This window comes from Streptomyces sp. NPDC005706, assembly GCF_040631045.1.
Taxonomy (GTDB): Bacteria; Actinomycetota; Actinomycetes; order Streptomycetales; family Streptomycetaceae; genus Streptomyces.
Genome location: NZ_JBEXYS010000032.1, coordinates 1 through 21186, shown reverse-complemented (window position 1 = coordinate 21186; position 21186 = coordinate 1). Strand labels below are relative to the sequence as shown.

Annotated in this window: 14 protein-coding genes and 3 pseudogenes; 11 read left to right on the top strand and 6 right to left on the bottom strand. The window is 66.4% G+C overall.

Annotation, left to right across the window (positions count from 1 at the left end; translation table 11 throughout):
* Positions 1 to 28 precede the first annotated feature (28 nt).
* The 4 genes from ABZ478_RS32670 to ABZ478_RS32655 all read left to right on the top strand — a co-directional run bounded on the left by ABZ478_RS32670 (position 29) and on the right by ABZ478_RS32655 (position 5545).
* Positions 29 to 1102 carry a hypothetical protein gene (locus ABZ478_RS32670; RefSeq protein ID WP_359555136.1) on the top strand — a complete coding sequence of 358 codons (1074 nt, stop codon included), beginning with the start codon at positions 29 to 31 and terminating at the stop codon, positions 1100 to 1102.
* Entirely contained in the window at positions 1099 to 3270 is a 2172-nt protein-coding gene (locus ABZ478_RS32665) for a hypothetical protein (RefSeq protein WP_359555135.1), read from the top strand. The genes ABZ478_RS32670 and ABZ478_RS32665 overlap by 4 nt, the downstream gene beginning before the upstream one ends.
* A gap of 585 nt (positions 3271 to 3855) precedes the next feature.
* On the top strand, positions 3856 to 4239 hold the full coding sequence (locus ABZ478_RS32660) for a DUF6415 family natural product biosynthesis protein (RefSeq protein ID WP_359555134.1): 384 nt from the start codon (positions 3856 to 3858) through the stop codon (positions 4237 to 4239).
* A gap of 202 nt (positions 4240 to 4441) precedes the next feature.
* On the top strand, positions 4442 to 5545 hold the full coding sequence (locus tag ABZ478_RS32655) for an NAD-dependent epimerase/dehydratase family protein (protein WP_359555133.1): 1104 nt from the start codon (positions 4442 to 4444) through the stop codon (positions 5543 to 5545).
* Here ABZ478_RS32655 and ABZ478_RS32650 read toward each other — a convergent pair whose 3' ends face one another.
* Positions 5546 to 6421 carry a glycosyltransferase family 2 protein gene (locus ABZ478_RS32650; RefSeq protein ID WP_359555131.1) on the bottom strand — a complete coding sequence of 292 codons (876 nt, stop codon included), beginning with the start codon at positions 6419 to 6421 and terminating at the stop codon, positions 5546 to 5548. It abuts the gene before it with no gap.
* Between the two features lie 85 nt (positions 6422 to 6506).
* On the opposite strand from ABZ478_RS32650, the gene ABZ478_RS32645 reads away from it, so the two are divergent.
* From ABZ478_RS32645 to ABZ478_RS32625, 5 genes and pseudogenes are all read left to right on the top strand, one after another.
* Positions 6507 to 7244 (top strand): transferase, encoded by a 738-nt coding sequence (locus tag ABZ478_RS32645; RefSeq protein ID WP_359555128.1) that lies wholly within the window; start codon positions 6507 to 6509, stop codon positions 7242 to 7244.
* A 251-nt stretch (positions 7245 to 7495) separates the two neighbouring features.
* Positions 7496 to 7756, top strand: coding sequence for a YeeE/YedE thiosulfate transporter family protein (locus ABZ478_RS32640; RefSeq protein WP_359555126.1), 261 nt, complete (start codon positions 7496 to 7498; stop codon positions 7754 to 7756).
* A gap of 300 nt (positions 7757 to 8056) precedes the next feature.
* Positions 8057 to 8242, top strand: a complete 186-nt coding sequence (locus ABZ478_RS32635; protein WP_359555125.1) for a hypothetical protein — start codon at positions 8057 to 8059, stop codon at positions 8240 to 8242.
* A 30-nt stretch (positions 8243 to 8272) separates the two neighbouring features.
* A pseudogene (locus ABZ478_RS32630) lies at positions 8273 to 9046 on the top strand (MFS transporter); the annotation flags it as partial.
* A gap of 80 nt (positions 9047 to 9126) precedes the next feature.
* Positions 9127 to 9374, top strand: a pseudogene (locus ABZ478_RS32625) (IS5/IS1182 family transposase); the annotation flags it as partial.
* An 81-nt stretch (positions 9375 to 9455) separates the two neighbouring features.
* On the opposite strand, the gene ABZ478_RS32620 reads toward ABZ478_RS32625, so the two are convergent.
* The 4 genes from ABZ478_RS32620 to ABZ478_RS32605 form a co-directional block, all read right to left on the bottom strand.
* Positions 9456 to 11930 carry a hypothetical protein gene (locus tag ABZ478_RS32620; RefSeq protein WP_359555122.1) on the bottom strand — a complete coding sequence of 825 codons (2475 nt, stop codon included), beginning with the start codon at positions 11928 to 11930 and terminating at the stop codon, positions 9456 to 9458.
* 438 nt (positions 11931 to 12368) lie between these two features.
* Positions 12369 to 12806, bottom strand: a complete 438-nt coding sequence (locus tag ABZ478_RS32615; protein WP_359555121.1) for a hypothetical protein — start codon at positions 12804 to 12806, stop codon at positions 12369 to 12371.
* 409 nt (positions 12807 to 13215) lie between these two features.
* Positions 13216 to 13734, bottom strand: coding sequence for a hypothetical protein (locus ABZ478_RS32610; RefSeq protein ID WP_359555120.1), 519 nt, complete (start codon positions 13732 to 13734; stop codon positions 13216 to 13218).
* A 656-nt stretch (positions 13735 to 14390) separates the two neighbouring features.
* Entirely contained in the window at positions 14391 to 15284 is an 894-nt protein-coding gene (locus ABZ478_RS32605) for a ParA family protein (protein WP_359555119.1), read from the bottom strand.
* Between the two features lie 1456 nt (positions 15285 to 16740).
* Here ABZ478_RS32605 and ABZ478_RS32600 point away from each other — a divergent pair.
* Positions 16741 to 17310, top strand: a pseudogene (locus ABZ478_RS32600) (IS5 family transposase); the annotation flags it as partial.
* Positions 17311 to 17802: 492 nt separating this feature from the next.
* Positions 17803 to 18231 carry a hypothetical protein gene (locus ABZ478_RS32595; protein ID WP_359555117.1) on the top strand — a complete coding sequence of 143 codons (429 nt, stop codon included), beginning with the start codon at positions 17803 to 17805 and terminating at the stop codon, positions 18229 to 18231.
* Between the two features lie 520 nt (positions 18232 to 18751).
* Here ABZ478_RS32595 and ABZ478_RS32590 read toward each other — a convergent pair.
* Positions 18752 to 19171, bottom strand: coding sequence for a hypothetical protein (locus tag ABZ478_RS32590; protein ID WP_359555115.1), 420 nt, complete (start codon positions 19169 to 19171; stop codon positions 18752 to 18754).
* Between the last annotated feature and the right edge of the window lie 2015 nt (positions 19172 to 21186).

The following is a 21186-nucleotide window of genomic DNA, read 5'->3' as shown; positions in this document are numbered from 1 at the left end:
CGGTCGGCCCTTCCTCTGGAGGCTTTGCATGTACTCCCTGACGCCCGGCTACCGCGTACCGGCACTGCAGCGCGGACTCAGCCCCGCCGAAACCCTGCTGACGAAAGCGAACGCCGGGGCCGGGTGCGCCATCCTGGCGTCGGCAATGCTCACCCCACCACCCGTGTGGACGTTCGGCGCGGTGGGCGCAGCAGCAACACTGCTCAATCTCGCCCCCGGGCCGCGCTCGATCGCCCGATGGGCAGCCGTCGGCTACCGACACCTGACCGAGCGCACCACCCCAGCCTCCATGGTCACCCAGGCGGGGGCCACCACCTCATGGGCGCTGTACCCGGAGCACGGCACCATGCAGGACCCGCAGCGCCGGGCCGCGTTCCATGCCGCGTTCTCCCGGGCGCTCGCATTCACCGGCAGCCAGACCCGCACCGCCGGTATCCAGGTGCACGTAACCCACCACGCGAACGTCGGTGCTCACACCACCCACACTCAGACCATCAGCGTGCACGTCCCGAAGGGGCTGGTCGGCCAGCCCCTTCGGGTCCTGGACAGCCTGGCAGGCGAATTCGCCGCTCTCGGCGCATTGACTCCCCTCGCTCCCGACCCGCCCCCTGCTGTGACCGGGCGCGGGCCCGGCTGGATTGCTCTGGACGACGGCCGCTACGCGGCCACCGCGCGGATCACTGGCTGGCCCGAGGAGACCGGCGGCGACCTCATGCCGAAGCTGCTACTGGGACATGACTCCGACCGCTCGTTCGCCGTGCTCTACCGACCACTCCCGGCGGGCCAGTCCCGCCGCTCGGCGAAGTGGCAGGCCGCCGCCAGCGAGGCGTTCACCACCGACAAGGTAAAGGCCGCCAGCCACGAGATCGCGTCCACCGCCACACACGGCGCGCTCGTCCATGGCGCCACGCTCGTCGACCTCGACGCCTACCTGACCGTATGGGGCGACAGTCTCGAGGCCATCACCGCCGAACGCTGGCAGGCCTCACTCACCGCCGACCGGCATCGCGTCCACCTGGACTGGCTCCCCGGCCAGCAACACCGCGCCCACGTGATGACCAGCCCTCACGGAGCCTCCACCAGGAAAGGGGCAATCCTGTGATCCGCCTACCCTCCAGCCATGCCGCGATCACCGCACCGCTCGTCGCCTCCAGCAACGCCTTCCCCGGCATCTCCATCGGGCGGTCACTACTCGACGGGCGCCCGTTCCACCTGTCCCCCGTCCTCGCCCCGGCTAACGTGCTGCCATCCACCAACTCCCTTGCCCTCGGAGGACTCGGCTCGGGCAAAAGCACCACAGCCAAGGCGAGGATCCGCCGCGAAATCCTCCACCACGCCCACCAAGCCGTCGTCATCGACAGCTTCGGCGAGGACAGCGCCGGGGGTGAGTGGGCGCCGCTGGTGCGCTCCCTGGGCGGCCGGGTCATCGAGGCCAGCGCCTTCACCCTGAACCCCTGCAGCAGCATGTTTCCGCCCGAGGTCCGCGAGCAGCTGGTGCGCTCCCTGATCGCGGCTGTCGAACCGGCCGCGCTCAGCCACCAGGCCACCCACGCACTCCAGCACGCCCTGAACCATCCAAAGGCGACGTCGCTGAACGGGCTGGTGGACGCCCTGGTCAGCGCCGAGGACGGCAGGTGGCCGGCCGCCAAGCTGACCGAGTGGGGTGAGGGCGCGGCGATCGCCCTGTCCCGCTACACCGAAGGATCGCTGCGCGGCCTATTCGACGGCCAGGATGCAAGTCTTCCCGAGACGGACCTGCCGATCCTGTCCTTCGACTTCTCCCGCCTGGACCGCAACAGCCCCGCCATCCCATCGCTCATGGCCGCGGTGTCCTGCTGGGCAGAGCACGTGTGGCTGCGCCAGTCGACCGCCATGCATCGGCACCTGGTCCTCGAGGAGGCCTGGCAAATCCTGCTGTCCCCGGCCACCAGCGAGCTGATCCAGCGGCTGCTGAAGAACTCCCGCAAGGCGGCCCTGTCGCTGGACGTCGTCATGCACACGCTGTCCGACCTCGGCAACGGCAAGGCGCAGGACCTGGCCCGTTTGTGCGAAATCGCCCACGTCGGACGCCTCGGCCCCGAAGAGGCGGCCAACGTCGGCCATCTGCTCGGTCTGCCCGCCTGGGCAGTGGAGAGGATCCCGACACTCGAACCGGGCCAGGCGGTATGGAAGGTGGGCCCCGACTGTGTCGACATCGTCCAGACCGCACTGAGTGCGGAAGAGGCCGACCTCACCGATACGTCCTCACGACGCCGCCAAGCGCAGCAAGCCCACGTCGTCGAACCTGAGCACGGGGCAGACGAGGCAGTGCCTGATCTCGTAAGCAGCCACGACACCCTGGACCAGGGCCCGCTCACACCAGTCGAGCAGGCAACGCAACAGCAGGACATCACCGCCTTCGACGACGAAGGCGGCTGGAACTTCGAGATGCCTCCGAATGTCATCGACACCCGCCACCAGGACGTCCTGCAGGCTGCAGCGGCCGGTCGGTTCAACGAAGCCGCCCAGCTCGCCGCCATCGGGGAGCGTGAAGACATCACCACCCACGGCATCCACTCAGATCAGGCCGCAGCCTGGCTGTCCACCCGGGCCCAAGTGGCGGAGCTGTCCGGAAGCAGGGATCAGGCCGCGCAACTGCGCGCTACCGTCGCACGTATGGGCAAAGACGCCGAGTGGTACGAGCCGAACGGCAGCGGAGCACCGGCTTGGCATCGCGGGTCCGAACCGGTCGCCCCCCTGCCGATGTCAGCCCCTGCCACGGAGCTACCGGCGCCCCCACAACGACGCACCTGGCCTTACGTCGCCGCAATCACTGCCCTGGCCATCGCGGCGGCCTGCGTCTGGCAGAGCGCCGAGAACGACGACCAACGCCAGGAACGCCAAGAAAAGGCCGCCGCATACAAGGGAAGGTCCGGCGCAGCAGTCCGCATCGACGGCGTCAACGCCGACCTGGTCGCACACTGGAGCACCGACCGAGACCGCGTCATCGTGGAACTGCGCTCATACGCCGACCGCAACGCCAAGTTCCTGCGCCTTGACGCCTCATCCGGGCAGACCGCCCACAGCACCCGAGAAAATGGATGGTTCCCCAAGGCCCCCGAGATCGTACTGCCGGTCAAGGATGCTCTAGCCGACGTCACGGTCCGTATAGCGATCGGCGGGAAAACCTGGAAGGAGGGCATGGCGCCCTACTCCCGTACGGTGCGCCTGTCCCCGACCGGCCTCGCCTACGACGCCGAGACCGGAGCCAAGCTGCCCTCCGATCTCTGACCCCCAGCACGCTCCACGTATCCAGGGCCCGCGCGTTACGGCACGGGCCGTGAGGGGCCGGGATCAAGCAATTTGAGTGCCCGCCGGCGGTCCGCTGCAGGACCCGCCGGACGATGCCGGGATCTGCCGTCGGAGTACGGGCCGTGACAGACGGTCCGTGGGCTCTTCCGCTTCTGGCAGCGTGACAGCGCCTGGCCCGAACTGATGACCCGGCTACAGGCGCGAGCGGAACGCTTGGACGAGGGCGGCCGGTTCGTCGACTACGGCGACGACACCCTCACCAACGACCACCGCCACGCATTCGACCAGATGCTCAACGCTATGGATGACACACCCGGCCGTGAACGGGTGCGCCTGGGGCAGCCTCAGCCACGATGTCGCCGACCGGCAGACATCGCAGATGATCGCACGAGGTCACGCGCCCCGGAGTCGTTAGGCACCACCATCACCCCGGCTCTTTGCCGCCGGCCAAGTCGCCGACGCTGCTCGGCATCACCGTCAACGACGCCACCGCCGGCCACCCGGGCAACCCAACCGGCCGCTCGACCACCCAGACCTGCCGACCGACCCGGAGCCGGACATCGCATGAGAGCCCTGTACAGCATCGACGCCGACCACATCCGCCGCACCTACATGACAGTGCTCGGCGAGGTACGAATCGGCCGCCCGGACCTGGGCAGCGAGGAGCAGCGCGCGCACCTCACCGGGATCCTGCGCGGACACCTCCACTTGCTCCTTGAAGTGCTCGAAGGCCGCACGAACGAGTTCCACGGAGAGACCCGCGCCACCGCCGACCACGTTGCCTCCCGCGCCCGCAAGGCCCTCACTGCCAAAGACCCTGCCGCGGCCCGGGACCCCGAGCAACTGCATGACACGGCGATCCTGGCCCGGTCGCTGCTGACCTTATGCGAGCTCCCCACACTGCCCCCGCCGGGCTCCCAGACTCCTGTGTCGCACTGCATCCCCTGACGGTGCGGCACAAGGCGACACGCCCGCAGTAGCACGGCCGGGCACTCCCCTGGGCCGTTGCGGGACAGCTCCGCCCGTCCTTGACCAGGCGGTCGGCGCGGGCGGAGAACGGCGCTCGGGTTCCCATCCCCACTGGGCCTCAGCGCCGGCACGCATCTGTGCGCGTTCGAGGCGCACACCTCAACCACTGACGGAGGGCACTGTGCACGACACCCAGTTCAAGGAACTCGCAGGCCGGACCGTACTGGTCACCGGCGGCGCCGGACTGATCGGAAGCCGGATCACCAGCCACTTACGGCAGATCGGGGCCCAGCCGATTGCTCTGTGCACGCTGGACGCCTACCCGCGGCACACCTACCGGGATCTGTTCGGCGTCGACGCATCCGACCCGGGCGTCATCGTCGGTGACGTCCGGGACACGGCCCTGGTCAAGAAGGCCGTTAGCAATGCCGACTATGTGATCCATGCCGCTGCGCTCGCCGACGTCGCCGCCTGCACCCGCGAGCCCATGTCGGCGATCCACAACAACATCACAGGCACCCAAGTCCTCCTCGAGGCGGTCGCGGCCTGCGCGAGGACCCGCCGCCTGGTGTACGTCTCCTCGGCCAGCGTCTACGGCAACGGCAACCCAGACGACTGGGCGCGCCCCTGCGACGAATTCCGGACGGTGCGAGCCCTGCTGGAATCCGTGTACGGGCGGGTGCCGCCGCAGTTCCATGAGCACGCGGCGCTGCGGCCGATGTCCGTCTACGCCAACACCAAGGCGTGGGGAGAGACGCAGGCCGCTCTCACGCTCGGCGCCGTGGGCACCTCGTACACGATCGTGCGGTACTTCTCCGTCTACGGCGATCCACAGGTCGTCAAGGAGAACAGCCACTCTTGGGTGGTGGCCTGGTTCGCCACCCGGGCCGCGCTCGGGCTGCCCCTGCACCTCAATGGAGGCGGCCACCAGATCCGGGACCTGGTCCACGTCGATGACATCGCCGAAGCCACCGTGCGGGCCCTGATCGCGCCCCGCGCCCACAACGAGACGATCAACATCGGGACGGGCACGCCCACCAGCATTCGGAAGGTAGCTGAGCTGGTCGCCGCCCGATACCCGGGCACTCGGATGGTGCAGATGCCGATGCCGCCCGGTGATCCACTCGGCGGGTACGCGGCCACCCGCCGCATGGAGGCGGTCCTCGACTGGCGGCCGACGATCACCGTCGAGGAGGGGGTGGCACGCTACGCGGGCTGGTTGCGCCGGACGCCCGGGGCGATCCCGGGGTGGCTGCGCTCCCAGTCCGAGGCTACTTCCGCCTGATCAAATGATCGGCGGCCGGCCCAGCCGGGTCATCCGCCACACCGTGGCCCAGCGCATCGGCCGGCGGGGCGGGCACGGGGTGCGCACGCCTTCGGCGAACCCGCCCAGCCAGGCCCGAAGCCCCGCGACTGACCGGGTGCGGGCAACGGTCAGCACAGCCCACACCCCCAGGTAGACGGGGACGAGGGGGGCGGGAAGGTGCCTCTTGGCGAGCCAGACCCGGTTACGGGCCACCATGCGGTGGAAGACCGCGTGCCGGGTCGGCGACGTCCACGGATGCTGAAGCACCAGCTCCGGTGCGTAGAGCACCTTCCAACCCGCATCCAGCGCCCGCCACGCCAGATCGGTCTCCTCGTGCGCGTAGAAGAACGGCTCCGGCCAGCCGCCGACCTGATCAAGCATCCGCATGGACAGCCCGTGACCGCCGCCCAGGAACGTCGTCACCAGCCCGCCCCGCATCGGATCCGTGGCGCGCAGGCGGGGAATGTGGCGGCGCTGGGTGCGGCCACGTTCGTCGGCGATGCGGAAGCTGACGATGCCTAGCCGGTGATCCGCCGCGTACAGCTCCGTGAGCCGCGTGAAGACGTTCCGGCTGATCAGCAGGCCGTCATCGTCCAGGTCCACCACCACATCGACGTCGCCGAACTCCCGCAGCCGGGCCAGCGCCACGTTGCGGCCGCCGGACACCCCCAGGTTCTCCGGCAGCTCGACACCGGTCACTCCGTCGGGGAGCGGAGGCAGCGGCGAGCCGTTGCCGACGACCACCACCCGCGCGGCGGACGTGTCCTGCCCGGCCACCGACGCCAGCAGGTCGGCCAGCTCGGCGGGCCGATTACCCATGGTCAAGATAGCGACGCCTAAGCGCGGGTGACGCATGGATGAACTCCCCGTTCCTCGGATCCGGTGCCGGTGATGCTAGCCGTCGCCGGGCCAGCCACCGACCACCCACAGGAAGGCACCCATGCCTACTCTCCGCCTCGGTGACTACGTCACCGCCCCGACCAGCGGCATGCTGGCCGGCACCCCGTACGAGCAGATCGAGGAGACGGAGCTGTCCGACTTCCTCACGGCCTGGGAGGACTGGCACACCCGCGCTCTGACCCGGCTCCCCCACCGCATCCACCCCACCGCAAAGATCCACCCGACCGCGATCATCGGCGACGACGTGATCATCGGCCCCGGCGTGCGCGTGTGGGAGTTCTCGACGGTCCGCGCCGGGTCCGTGCTGTGCGCGGGTGTCTCGGTCGGCTTCAATTGCGAAGTCACCCGCACGTTCCTCGGCGAGCGGACCATCCTCGGCCACCGGATCGGCGTGAACCGCACCCTGGTCGGCGCGGACGCCCACCTATCCGCCAGCGTGACCGTCGCGGCCATCAGCATGTGGAGCCCCCACATGAGCAACCCCGAACGGGAGATCGTGCTGCGCGTCCCCTGCGGCCTGTACCGCTGCGGCACACCACAGTTCGGCGCCCTGATCGGTGACCGAGTTCAGACCGGCAACAACATCAGCCTCGGCCCTGGCCTCGCGGTCGGCCGTGACTGCCGAATCGCCAGCGGTGTCACCGTCGCGGCCCGCACCATCCCCGATGACAGCGTCATCACCGCCCCGCACACCGCCGAAGCCCACGTCCGGCAGCGCCCCGCCCGGCGCAACCCCCCGCGCGGGAGCCTGCACGCGGGGACTTTCCCGGGCAGGTGAGCACGGGAGGTGTAACAGAACAGGACCATTGACGTTGCGGGAGTGAACGGGGTCGCGCTTCACGTCAACCCAGCAGCGATCGGAGGAACGGTGACGACCGCGACAGCTCCCCTCATGCCCGAGACCAGCCGCTCTCACCCGCAGGAGAGCCTGTTCGGGTGGCTGGCCCCCGAGGTCGCTCCCAAGACGAGAGCACCCGCCCAGAAAACCGTGCGCGTGCCCGAGCCCGACACTGCTTAGCCGGAGCCGTCGTGATCATCGTGTGCGCGTTTGCTCTGCTGCGCATCCGCCGCACCCCAGGGCGCATCCACGCCGGCGTGGTCCCGGGCGCTGCGCTGTTCGGCACGGACTGGGCCCTCTCCGGCGGGTGCCCGGCCATCCCGATCGTCCAGGTCGCCGGCGGATACCTCCCCGCCGTGGTCACCATTCTCGGCGTCACCGTCGGCATCCGGCTGCGCCGCTGGGCCAACGCCCGCTACTTCCACCTCGACTGCGGCTCCTGCGGACTGTAAGTACTGTTTCCAATCTCAGCTCTGAGATGCGTCTGGTGATGTCTTGATCACGGGGTGGTGGTTGGTCCGAGTCACTACGCTGAGCGCCTTCACGCCTCGGGAGGTTCGGTTGGTACGGCGGAGCACGCTCGGGCAGGACTTCCGGCAGTTGTGGGGCGCCTACGCAGTCAGCGCAGCGGGCAGTGCCGTCGGCATGGGGGCATTGCCGTTGATTGCCCTCCTGGTGCTGGACTCCTCTGCGTTCCAGGTCTCTTTGCTTGCCGCGTTGTTTGCGGTGGCCACATCGCTCTGCCGCTCGGTGTGCGTATCGAGCACCAGTACAAGCGGTCCGTCGTGATCACCGCCGACCTGGCCCGCTGCGTTCTGCTGGCGAGCGTTCCGGTCGCCATGGCTTTCGGCAGGCTCACCTACACCCAGCTGTGTGTCGTCGGCGTTCTCCAGACGCGGCGTCTGTCGCGTTCGACGCGGCGAGTGGCGCGCATCTGAAGGCACTTGTCCTGCCCGAGCACCGTCTTCGTGCCAACAGCCTGTTCGAGACGACCAACTGGATCAGCGTCAGCGCCGGCCCGCCCCGTCGGCGGGCTTCTCATCGGGGCACTGGGGCACGGCCGCCACGATGGTGGTCGACGCGCTGTCCTTCCTCGGAGCGGCCCTGGGTACCGTCGCATCCGGCAGCCTGAACCCGCGCCACCGGCCCGCACCGCCACCTCTCACCTGGGCCGCGACATCGCTGCCGGTTGGCAGTACCTCCTGCGGCACCCAGGACTACGGCCGCTGTTCTTCAACGCGCTTCTGTTTGGTGGATCCATCATGATGACGTCGCCGCTGATAACCGTCCTCATGCTGGATGACCTCGGTCTGGCACCGTGCCAGTACGGACTTGCCCTGGGGCTGCCGTGCCTGGGCGGCGTGCTGGGCTCACGCCTGACCCCACTGCTCACCCGGCGCTTCGGACAGCGCCGTATTCTGCTGCTGTCCGGTGTCGCACGCACACTGGGGACCGTCCTGCTGCCTCTGGCGCCCTCCGGTGTCCTGGGCGTGTTCGTCATCGTGGCCGCCGACTTCGGCCTGCTCTTCTCAGCCGGGGTCTTCAACCCGTCGTTCACCACGTATCGCAGGGAGGCCACACCGGATGCGTTCATGTCCCGCGTCGGCACCTCCTGGTCCGTCGGCGCGAAGACATGCCAGGCCGCCTTCATGATCGCTGGTGGTCTCATCGCCGCCCCAGTAGGGGTACGCGGTGCCCTGCTCATCGCTGGGCTGCTGTGTATGGCGAGCGCGCTGCTCCTGCCATGGCGGAAAGAACGCATCGCCACGGGGAATGTTCCAGCGCCCACGACGGAAGCGGCTCCGTCCCCGATCACGGATAGTCACGCACGCCCGGCAGCCGCGGATTCACCCCCATCCCGAAACGCTGGGCAGTCGAGCGGACCTACGGCTGGCTCATGCTCCACTGTCGCCCGGCCCGGGACTACGAAACCCACCCGCACCGCTCCGAAGCCATGATCCGCCTCGCCATGACCGACCTTATGGCCCGCCGGCCCGCCGGCTCACCGGCGAGAAGACCATCTCCTGGCGCGACCCGACACCAGCTCATCAGAGCCGCATCGAGGGATGAAACAACAGGATGAAACGACCTCTAAACTGCGGCCCGGAGGTGTGGGCCGTGCTGACACGGCAGACGACGCCATGGGGGGAGTCACCTGGACACCGCCTTGATCGGCTCCGCTTGCCGAGCGTAGGGCTGGCGCTTTCGGTCTTCATTTGTGCGGCTGCCGGATGCTCTGAGCGTACCCACCCGCATCCGCAGCAGGTACTCGGCCGTCCGCCACCGGGCTAGCCGACTGACTGCGCCGGCACACTCCTTGGCGTGCACCCGTGTCCCGTGCAGGTGGCGTCGCCGGAGTTCGGCGGTGCCAGCTGTATTCGCCTCCACACTGGCTTCCTCCGAGCACGCCAGGTGCTCCAGGGCTCGTCGGCGAATCTCTCCCAAGGCCAACTCGGCAGTAAGTCGACCCATGACAGAGACCGTCTCCTCGAACGCCCCCTCGGCCAGGACGCCCTCCCTTTCCTGGCGGATCTTGGCACGAATTTCGGACTCCGTGGTGGAGGCGACGTCCCTCTGTTGTTCACGGGAACGTTGGAAAGCCCATGCCGCTACCGCGATCTCCTTTGCGTCGCTGATCAGCTCTTCCACGCGCCGAGCATTCGCGCAGCTACCGCACAGTCCCCCAGCATGCGGCCGCCCGCAGACTCCACACGGAAGCTGCTGCCGGGCGGCCTCGGCTGCCTGGAGCTCTTCCCGCCGTGCCGAGACCGCAGCTTGCCGGGCCTGGTGTACTTTCGCCTCGTGCCGCTGTTGAAGGGCCTGGTGCTGCACCTGGCGCTTCCACGTACGGTGCAGCTCGGTATCGAACTCCCTCCGCGGCACGCGGCCGGTGACGGAGGTGCCCAAGCGGTGGTGGAGCTCCACCACCGCTGCATGCCGCAGTGCCCGCCGATCGGCATACAACAGCTGACAGGCTTCGCACGCGTACCCGGTATCCATTCGCATGCCGTCGTCGCAGCGCATGTCCGGACAAACCGACCGGCGGCGAAAGCCCCTGCCAACCAACCAGCCGACCGGATCTCTCAATGGGATGTCTCCCTGGTCGTCGATGCGCCGGCGCAGGCGGCTGGCAAGGATCTGCTCCACCTTGGCATTGGCCCCAAAGGTCTCACGCAGCACCTGAAGTTCACACTTGACTGCCTGCTCTACGCGCCTGCGGGCACCAGGACGAGCCAGATGACCCCAGAGGATCTCCGCGTACTGCAGCGCACTCAGCACGGCTGCAGGAACGTTAGACCACACCGGCACAACGGTCTGGTATGCGCGCCGCCAAGCCTGGAACGTCTCGTTGTCAGCACCCTCACCATGGGCACTGCCCGTCGGCGGGAGATCGTTCGGTTTGTCCCCGCGAAGCGGGCTGCATGCGCGGCTGGAGGCGGACCCGGCGCCTGTCATCGGCAGGGCGTGGTGTGGGTTGGCCTCGCGCGTGTACGCGCGCCTCGGCAGACTTCCTTGCTCCCTATCGGCTTCGCCGGAAAACCCGAAATCGCCAGTAGTTTCCAGGACATGATCAGCCACAGGAGCGTGGTGGGTGTGAAGCCCCGTAGTTTTTCGACCAGATGAAGAGTCCAATGGGTCACGCTGAGCTGCGCTTTTGCCGTCGGCGGTCGTGCCGATACCCCTGGGTGCAGTTGCGTTGACTGTCGTTGGCTCCAGGAGAAGGTCTTCGAAGGAGGGCTGGCGCCACCCCTCGCCTTCGAGAGGCATCAGGGCATCCTGGCCTTCGCCGCGGCAGTTGTCGCACACGGTGGTGCGCGCTGAGGGCGCAGAGGACGGGGTAGCTGGGTGGGTCGGGTGAGCTGGCGTGGGAGCGGCACCCGCAGCATCGACTTGCGGCTGGGAGCCACGGTGATGGGCCGAGGCGATGGCAGGGAGCCGAAGCCCCTTGCCATCGCCGCCGACGGGGCCTACAGCGCCTACCCGTTCCAGTCGTGCCAGCACCGACGCAGCCGTTGGGACCGCGCAGCCCAGCAAGCGGGCCAGAGTGGCCGCCGCGCGGCCATGCGGTTGAAGCTTTCTCGCCAGCCGTCCGCCCATCAGCGGCACCCGACCATCCGGCCGGGATTCCAAGGCGAGGAGCAGCAGGGCCAGACGATCCGTGGCCGCACCACGCCCTCGCCGTCCAGCCAGCAACCCCGGCTGAGTCTCGCAGGCCTGGCCCCACCCGGGGGCGAAGAGGCTCTCAATGAAACGCAAGAGCGTGGCAAGCTGCTGTCGTTGAAGAGCCAACGGGGATTGCTTCACGCCACGGGCGTTCCACATCGGCATGATCCGGTAGTACGTAAACGGAGCGCGACCCCTCTCCGAGACGACGGTCTTGGTGACCAGGCCTGTCTCTTGCAGTACAGGCAGGACTTCATGGTCCACCGTCGATTCGTGAACACCGAGCCACCGCCCGAGCTCCCGAGCCGTGATCGCCACCTGACAGGTGCGGTGGGCTGCCTTCGCAAGGAGCACTACGGCGCCCAGACGCACCACGTCCTTGCGGTCAGCCAGACGCGGATCTCCCAACAATGCACGTACTGCGGACAGCATCGCAGTCCGCATGCCTTCGCCCAGCTCCAAGGGGTGATTTGGCGTCCCGGTCGGAACCGGGCCGGCCCAGGAAGCGAAGGCGTCCCGGTGCGGGGACTTCCGGGGTCGTCGGGAAGGGAGAGATGAACGGTTTTTGGACATCTTGAGCTGATTGGTGTCGCCTGTTTCAGGCAACACTGAACCAGCCCTCGGACTGGTAGGTATGATCGACTCCTGTCGACAACGAAAGAGGGCGTCGTCTATCGCCGCTCGGCTCCTGGAAGGCAGTGGGAGGCAGCCGAGTGGGTGGCCTTGTTCAGTTAGGGGTGCGACGAGCCGGACATCACCTCCCTGGTGATTGGACGAACCTGGAACCGCAGACTCCAGGCGTTGACAGCGCGACTGGCCCGGGACCGCAGATCCCGGGCCGAGTCATGTCTGCGGTGAAGCAGACGACCATTGCGCTGGAGGTTGGAAGAAGACGGCGCATCAGGACCTCGCTCGAGACCCGACTGATCGGCGTCTGCGGGTGCGGACGTTCTCCAAGGCTTCAGGCAGCTCCGCTACCCAGAGGCCGACAGGAATGCGGAACGCGACACGGCCGCCGAGATATTGAAGATCGACCGCTGCGCGTTCGGCTGGCGTGGTCACCAGCCGAACGGAATCCTCAAGGACCCACAACGCTGTTTCGGACGTGGTGTTCTCGTCGGAAACAGCCTGCCTGGCTGCTTCCACGGCCGAGGCCTGCCAGAGCTCGAGCTCTTGGCGAGCGCTGCGAGGCCGGCGGGTGCCAGGCCACACGATCTGCGAGACGAAGGCGTAGACCCGAAGCGCAACGACGTCCTCTTCGAAGTGAGGCTCGTTGATCACTCCCTGGTCGCGGGCCTTCCACGCCCATGACTCGCTCAGTCCCGCAGCGGTCGCCACTGCGCTTGTACTGAGTTGAGGACCTGTCATCGACATCTGTGTGCTCCGGGACACCGCTAGCTAATTGTGGCTCACACCATAGCGCACTCGATCTTGAAAAGTCCTCCTGTCACTAGAGCTTGGCGTGTCGGCCCTGCTAATCAGTTATGGCGTTGACCAGGGAAAGACCGCTTTTGTTCCACCTGTTCAGAGCGGCAAAGCTCTAGTCATAGAAGAATGGAAGGCGCGATGGAGAGGCGGCTGAAGAGCACGCTAGTCGCATGCAGAGATCGCAGCATCGTTCGTCAGAGCGTTGTGGTGCCCGCTGCAGCGAACGTTGCACTGCTCGTTGCAAAGTGCATACATGAAAGAGCCTCAGCCCAGGCAAAACCGCAGGCTGAGGCTCTTGAAGAAGCTGACCGAACCGGCCCTACCGGGCTGGCAGCATCAACGCGCCACCCAACTCGAGACCATCCAGAAGCCTCTGGAGCGCCGCCGAAACAAACGCAGCTCCGCGCCGGGACTCGTCCGCCTCATCCATCGTCACCTTCAGATTGGAGGCAAGCTCGTAAGCAACCAACCCGACCCGGTAGGTGGACGGACGCGTGGTCTCATTGGCGAACACCCGCTCACCGTCGTACTCGTCCGCAAGCTTGATCATTTCTGTCACTTCGGTGGGCGCTGATCGAAGGGCAGCGTCGACATAGTGACCCGTGGCCAGCTTGAGACCGGTAGACCGCCGATCCGCATTCATGCGTTGCTTCAGGGCCGCCAGTGTGTCCGGATAGATACGAAAACCCCACCCCTGCCAATCTTTTGAGTGCAGGCGGGCGTCCTTGAAACTCTCGAGCAGGACAGCATGAGCAGCAGCCTGCGGGCGACGCCGGCTTCCCTTCGGGGGCCGGCCCTCCGCCGACGCCGCCCCAGGCTGAGACTTGCCAGGCTGCATTCCTCGATCGGTGACGGAGCCCCCAGCATGCCCGCCGCCGGCAAGGGCCTCTCCCCCACTGTCATCCACCTCGGATGCCTGGGCCCCGGAACGCGTAGCCCGGACTTCCACAATCTTCGAAGTGTGAGATCCCACCCGGGAGGACGAACCCTCAGGCCCGCCAGCCTCCGCCGGCTCCAGGTCGACAGGCTCACTATCCGTGGGGCGGACAAGCTCCGCAGGGGCAGCGGATGCTTCCGGCATATCCACGATTGGCTGAGCGACTGGTGCCGCAAGCGTCGAAGGCCCCGTCTGCGCCGCTGCATCGACCACATGATCGGCATCATGTGCGTGCTCTGCGCGGCCAGCCACCTGAGGCGGCACGGGCGAGCCAAGGGCCTGGCTTGGCAGCGGGGACGAGGACTCGGAGGGGGCGGGCGAAGGCGGCTCCGCGGCCACAGCCGGTCCTACGACTTCCCTCTCATCAGACGCGGGCTTCCCGCCCCCGATGAAAGACCGGCCAGCTACGTCCTCAGCCCCCGCGATGAGACCCTGAACCAAACCTGCCCCGAAATGCGCTGGAGGCGTCCGACGCTTCGACCCCGCTTGAGTGGCTCTTGCAGCCTTGGTCTTGGACTTGCCTGCTCTCGACTCGGCTTCGTTAGCGGCGTCGTTACTCATCCGACGACCTCGGCATCCTCAACAGACTCGATCCGCCCAGGCATCTCCCACTTCTCTTCTGCCTGAGTGGTTCGGGTCAGGACCTGGTGCATCAACTCTGCATAGATCTTGCCAGGAGCATGACTTGCATAGCGGATGACCGCTGGCGTGCCGTAGGCAAAGGAGTCACTGATGCGATTGTCCGTGCGGACGTCACGCTGAAACGGGTTCAACCCGGCATCGAGCATGCCGTTCCGGATGTTGACCTCTTGAGTTTTCCACTTGGACGGCGGGTTGGAGCGGTTCAGCACCACCCCCAAGTACTGGGGATCACATTCACCATTTGTCCTATCCTTGACATAACGGACAGTTCCGCGGGTTGCTGCAGCTCCCTTGAGCGCCGGGTACTCCGGGATACACACCGTGATCACATAGTCAGCGGCCGCCAGAGCCGTTGCGGAAAGGGAGGAAACGGCGGGCGGAGTGTCGATCACAACGAAGTCGAAGTGCTCGGCAGCCTCGAGCAACATGCGACGGAGGATGGGCGTGGACTGAAACCCCTTCTTGTGGATCAAGTCCTGGGCCGCAGTCATGGTGGACTCTTCGCTGGCGAGGAGGTGGAGCCTACCCTGCCCGCCGAACTCTTCGAGAAGTTGAGTACGGTCGAACCAGATGTCAGTGAGCGGCATCCGCATGCCCTGCAAGCGGGCCTGAAGCGCCCAGCCGAGCGAACGAGCCAGCTGCTCTTCGCCGATGATGTTCACCCCCAGCGCCGCGCCGGCCTGGGACTGCGGATCCAAATCGACAACGAGAACGCGGCCACCAGCAAGGGCGAGTGAACTTGCGAAGTTGACGGTCGTGCTGGTCTTGCCTACGCCTCCCTTCTGAGTCGCGAACGCGAAGACCTTCATCCCTCGAGCACCTCTCCCTGCACTGTGAGTTCGTGTCACCAGAGCACCACGCCACCTCGCCAGGGATCCAGGAGGGGCAGTTTGGGTAGATCGTCCAGCTACAAGGCCACTCTGCCAGGCCCTCCGAGACGGCGATGTTCTAGTGACACCTGATCTTTGCGCATGACGATAACAGGACAGGGCGCCTCTTGGGTTAGAACTCGCTGTTTACCGGGCGAGCGCTCTGCATGACACCACGGCCAGCCGCCATCGGCGCAGGTAAACGGGCCGGCGACCGCCTTTGATACCTCTCCTGCCTGCTGGGGGAACAGGCGTGCGCTGTGCGCTCATCACCGGATGCCTGTCGGCTGGCGCTGGTGTCACGCAAGGTCGAGTGGCTTGCCAGGCGTCGGCTGGCCTGGCAGCGGCGCGAGTGGTTACCGTGCAGGCCAGCGGCCTGTGGATTCGCTCACCAGAGGGACTCGTGGCTGGGCGGCGCTGGCATAGCCGTGAGTCGAGCGGTTCGCGCGGAGCATCGAGGATCGGTTCAAGCGCCCGCTTGGCTGCTTGCGAGTTCTCTCGACGGGCGGGCAGCAACACCCCGCGCTGGGATGTCAGCCGGCTGAGTCGTTAGGCACGAGAGGCGCGGGCATGAGCGGGCGTTCATTCGTGTTCCACAGCGTCAGGCAGTTGGACAACTGGATTACGCGTCCGCTGCGCAGCTGATTCGACGGCTCCTTCGTAAGAGTCAGGGAAAGTCCTGCAAGTAGATAGCTCGGTGCAGTGAGCGCAGGGCTGCACGTTCCATAGCATGCTACGTGGATCAAGCTATTGAGAGCTAGGTAGTTGGCACTATGGGAAGTCAGCTCGATAGATGAAGTGTTGATGCCCTTGGTCGACAGCTTACTTGAGCGTGCGTTGCGTGGAGCGTGCGTTCAGAAGTGCTAGGAGTGCGTGCAACGTAAGTTGCAGCGTTGCGTGATAGGTTCTCCAATACGTTGTATAGATCGTTGCAGGATTCCCTGGCGGTGCCAACACTGTGCCTGGGTCGTTGTTTATGACGTAGCGCATAACGTCGCATAAATCGTTGCCCCCTTCGTTGCAGGATTGCATGTAGAGTCGACCGTAAGGGGCAGGGATGCGGCGCGTGCTGCTGCCGAGTCGCACAGAACGTTGCACCGCTCGTTGCAGGAATCGTAGTAAGCTGCAGGTCACGGGCTCGTAGTAACCAAATCAAAGGGGCGTTGCGACAACGGCTGTTCACGGTCGGCGTCCGGCAGTCCATGAGCGCCATCGACTCAAGCGCGGACAACCCGCTTGCCGAGTACTTCGACGCAACGTTCAAACGCGGGACGTTTCAAGCCCGCAAGACCTGGTCCAGTGAACGCGAGGCCCGCCTCGACGCGTTTCCGCTGCTCAACCTTTACAACACCCGACGTCGTCACTCCGGTACTTGCCCCAGGAGCAGGGCTTCGACTCGGGGATGACGTGCTGGCGGCGTTTGGCTGCATGGAACGAAGCCGGCGTGTGGGACGAACTGCATCTGGTGCTGCTCCAGAGACTTCGAGGTCGCAAAGAAGCTGGACTGGTCGCGGGCGCTGATCGACTCCCCCCACGTGCGGGCCGCTCGGCGGGGCCCAAAAGCGGACCCAGCCCGGTCGACCGTGCACGACCGGGCAGCAAGCACCACGTCCTCACCGACGCCCAAGACATCCCGCTCGCAGTGTCACTGACCGGCGGAGACCGCAACGACGTCACCCAACTACTGCCCTGCCTCTGCTCGAGAGAGTTCCAGCCGCCGCCGGCGTCGCTGGCCGTCCCAGACGCCGGCCCGACGCGCTCCTCGCCGACCGCGGCTACGACCACGACAAGTACCGTCGCCTCCACTGGCAGCGCGGCATCGACCCGTGATCGCTCAGCGAGGCGGCAACACGGCTGCGGCCTGGGTGTCTTCCGCTGGGTGGTAGAACGCACCATCACCTGGCTCTACGGCTTTCTCCGCTCACGCATCCGCTGGGAACGACGCGACGACATCCACGGGGGCCTTCCTCGGACTCGCCGCCTGCCTCATCACTCCCCGCCACGTCCAACGCCATTTCTAAGCGCTCCACCGCCCGCCGGGTGCCGCCTTCTTCGACGCCCAGGACCATGGTGGTGGCGAACAGCGACTGCGCGACCTCGCGGCCGAAGCACTTGGCAAGGTCTGCTTCCGCGGCGGCGGCCGCCGCGCTACCGGCCTGGAGGTCCAGTTCCGCAACGGCCCGCCCACTGCGACATTGACGCATGCCCTGCCCGCTCCGAGTGCGCCGAGGTCAGCTTGACGGCAGTCCGCCGTCGCCCGGCCCCAAAAGCATGTAGAGGAGCACCACCACACCCGCGCCGACCAATGCGCCGCCTGCAGCTGAACCGCCGAACAAGCCTTTGACAGCCGGATACGAGCCTCACCGGTTTACGTAGACGCAGGCAGACCCTGTTGACGGGCCATCTGCGAGAATACGATCTCCCCGCTCTATACGCGTCTAATGCAACGGGAGCCCGTGTGGAGATCACCGTACACGTGAAGAATCCAACCCTTGAGTTCGAGCGCGAGCTGCTAGCACTGCTCGACAAGCACCGCGCCTCCCTCCGCCACAACCCCGGCTGGGACACCGAGCGCGCCCGCACCTTTTACGAAGCCCTCGCTCCGCGAGCCCAGCGAATCCTCCGTGCAGCCCTGGCCGGAGTCGACGGCGAGGTATCCGCCGACGATCTCCGCGAAAACGACGACAGCAGCCTCCGCGGCCACGCTGGCGCCTTCACCCGCGTTCTCAAACGCGGTGCCACGGAAGGCTGGTGGCACAGCGGCATGAAGTCCCCGATCATCGCGCTCGGACCAGGCTCAGGCAAAGTACAGGGATACAGGCTCCGCGACGAAGCAACCTTGCAGGCCTTCCTCAACGCCCTCGAATGCATGACCACAGAGAAGTGAAGCTCCCGCCGTCCACCCACCCACACATCTGTCGGCGACCCATGGCGGCGGACACGGGCTTCGGGTGGAATGCCGTGACGTTTTTTAGGGAACGCCGCAGCTGGTGGCTCCGCCGGGGCATGTGACATCGTCGTTGGATATGCTGCCCATGGTCCCCAGCACCACACCGATGAGAGCCAGGACAATCAAGGGTACGTGGTCCGCAGCCCAACTGCCCTGCTCGCGAGGCGCTTTCGGAGCGTGCAGGCCCCCGACGAGGCCGGGACAGGCGAGCTGCCTGATGATGAGCAATGGCCCCTATAAGGAGCCGTTCCATATGCGGAGTCGGCGGAGTAACTCAGGGGCGGTCTCGCCGTCGCGACACCGTTGCTTCTCCAGCCAAGTCGCCTAGTCCGACGCCAGTGCCATTACCACTGCCAGCGCCTCGAGCAAGAGGCGCCAGAGAAACGAGGAAGTCTGGCGTATCCAGGGTTGAGCCCAGCCCCCTCTGAGTAAACACCCGCGTGGTCGACCGCCCCGGTCAGCGGCGACGGGCCCTGGCCCGCTCTGCCTGCCGGCGCAAGGCAGCGACCCGGGCCGGGCGTCGGCGCACCCCCAGAACCGGCCGGTTGCGTACCGTCGACAGGGGCGCCGGGCGGGTGCTGTCGGCGTTCTCCTGACCGAACAGGACGACAAGCGCCGCCACGAGGGTCGCCACCAGCAGGACGCCCAGGTCGACCCGCGCGACCCAGTTCCAGCCGTCCTTCCGGCTCGCTTCGTACGGCGCGGCGACATCGATGAAGAGGAGGTAGCCGAAAGCCAGGTACCGGACGTGCCTCTTCATCGACGCCATGTCCGCGAGGAAGCAGACGGTCACGACGGGGAGGAAAGGAAGGTTGATGTACCAAGCCATGTGCGGCGCCAGCAAGCAGAACACCGCAGCTGTGACAAGCGTGAACACCTGATACCGCCCCGTATCTCGATCAACAGGACCTTAGCACCGGCTGCCCCCGGCCAAGCGCGCTCGGACAATGGGAAGCCAGCCATCAAGGCGCAGACGGCAGCTAGGCACCGTTCTACTTGGCGAGGCGACGGTAGCCGTGAGGGCTGCAAGTCGAGCAACTGAGCATCGGCCGCTCTCCTGGGACCAGGTGCTCGACCTCCATCCTGGAGTCCAGGTACATGGAGATGAAATTGGGATGTCACAGCGAAGAGCGATGGGCTTCCGCCGCATCGCGACGTCCACCAACTCCTCCAGCTCCCTCGGCTCCGGAGTACCGACGCTGTCGCCGGGCTCGTGCACGGACGCTGACTCCGACGGCTCCAGCTTCGGCTTGGCCCGGCTGCTGCATCACGGATTGGCTCTGCTGAGACTGACTACCGCCACTCGTAGGACACTGCTGCCGTCGGGCGTCGCTCCCCCGGACTCCATTACGGCGTAATAGCTTTGGGACTCGCCGACCGTGCCCGGCGTTCTAGGCGATGACTGCTTGACCGCTCCCCGATCGGCGTGCTCCGCCGGTTCAACTCTTCAAGGCGACTTCCTGCTGTCCTGGCGGACCGTTGACCGCCACCTGCTGATGCCGGTGCCCACCGATCACAAGCACGAAGTTAATGAGTCGTCTGCTCAGGCTAACCGTTGTCACTCGCGCGAGGCTGACTGCCGGCCACCCGTTGCCCTTGATCTATTACCGCGTAATAGATGCGCGTGTGCGAGAGGGACTACTCCTACCTTCCTTCGCTCGGTGGCTACCCGCCTGACTATGCCGTTCGCGCTGAACCCCGAAGCATGCTGTGCCGGAGCTCTCTCGCGTCACTGCTTCCGCATCATCACGGCTCGTACCCTCTCCCCGGACGGCATGTGATCACTACAGGGGCGACATGCTGAGTTCGCTCATCAAGGCAGCCCGACTAGCGCGGCTATTACGACGTAATAGCTCACCAAGCTGGGACCCTGGTCCTCCCGGCGGCGTTGCGCTATCTGCACGCAAGCCGGGAGACTACCGCCGCGTGCGCCGTAGCGTCGGCCGGACGGCCTGGTCGTCAGCCCCCTGGGATGGTTAGCCGGGATGCCTCGGCGACGCAGGTACGGCAGATGGTCACATCGAAGAGTGATGTGCTTCCGCCGCATCGCGAAGCCCGCCGCTCCCCTGCTGCCCAGAGTCCGGAATGTCGGCGTCGGCGTCAGACGCGTTGCCGGAAGGCTAAGCCTGACGGGCTCGCCGACTGCTGCAGCACGCCTGTGCTCTGCTGAGACTGGCTGCCGTCACTGCAGGACGCTGATTGCCGTCGCGCCTTGCTGTCGCTTGCGCCAACTCCCCCGGACTCCATTACGGCGTAATGGCTCTGCGCCTCGAACCGAGCCCGGCTACTGAGAGGTGCCCGCTCCGCGGCCCCCTGCGTGATCTGTCGCTCCGACTGTTCTTAAGTAACTCGCTGCTTTCACGGTGACCCATTGCCCGCCGCTCACAGAAGCGTCTTGGAGGTTGCTCCTTACAGCGTTCGCGATGCTGGGCGTACGGGTCTGAGTGTGTGCCGTGGCCCCTGATAGAACCGGTGTATGGCATACAGGTTCACGGCCCGTGCGGTGGCTGCCGAGGTCGACGTTGATGGCGAGATGCAGGCTGGAGTGGCGGAGTACGAGGGCGAGTAGGGCTTCTTCCTGCTCTTCACGTGCCCTGTCGGTGAGCCCTCTGCGCACGACATCGCGCTCGGCCTCGATACTTACTGCGTGATGACCCCGGACCAGTGCACGGCCTACGGCTGTGTCAGTGAAGTCGCTCTGACAGAGGGCCTGCTCACGGTGTCGCTCGCCCCCCGTGTCTGGATGACTTGGAGATGGAGGACGCCAAGATTGAGGCAGTGCTCGATGTGCCAGCTAAGAGGTCGTTTTCGCCCGTTGTTTCATCCCGTGATGCGGGCTTGGTTTGTTGATGTCGGGTCGCGCCAGGAGATGGTGTTCTCGCCGGTGAGTCG

Bases quoted from the DNA above. Each gene is read 5' to 3' on its own strand.
- ABZ478_RS32670 (WP_359555136.1), top strand. From the start codon at position 29: ATGTACTCCCTGACGCCCGGCTACCGCGTACCGGCACTGCAGCGCGGA.
- ABZ478_RS32660 (WP_359555134.1), top strand. From the start codon at position 3,856: ATGAGAGCCCTGTACAGCATCGACGCCGACCACATCCGCCGCACCTAC.
- ABZ478_RS32650 (WP_359555131.1), bottom strand. From the start codon at position 6,421: ATGCGTCACCCGCGCTTAGGCGTCGCTATCTTGACCATGGGTAATCGG.
- ABZ478_RS32645 (WP_359555128.1), top strand. From the start codon at position 6,507: ATGCCTACTCTCCGCCTCGGTGACTACGTCACCGCCCCGACCAGCGGC.
- ABZ478_RS32610 (WP_359555120.1), bottom strand. From the start codon at position 13,734: ATGCAGCCTGGCAAGTCTCAGCCTGGGGCGGCGTCGGCGGAGGGCCGG.
- ABZ478_RS32605 (WP_359555119.1), bottom strand. From the start codon at position 15,284: ATGAAGGTCTTCGCGTTCGCGACTCAGAAGGGAGGCGTAGGCAAGACC.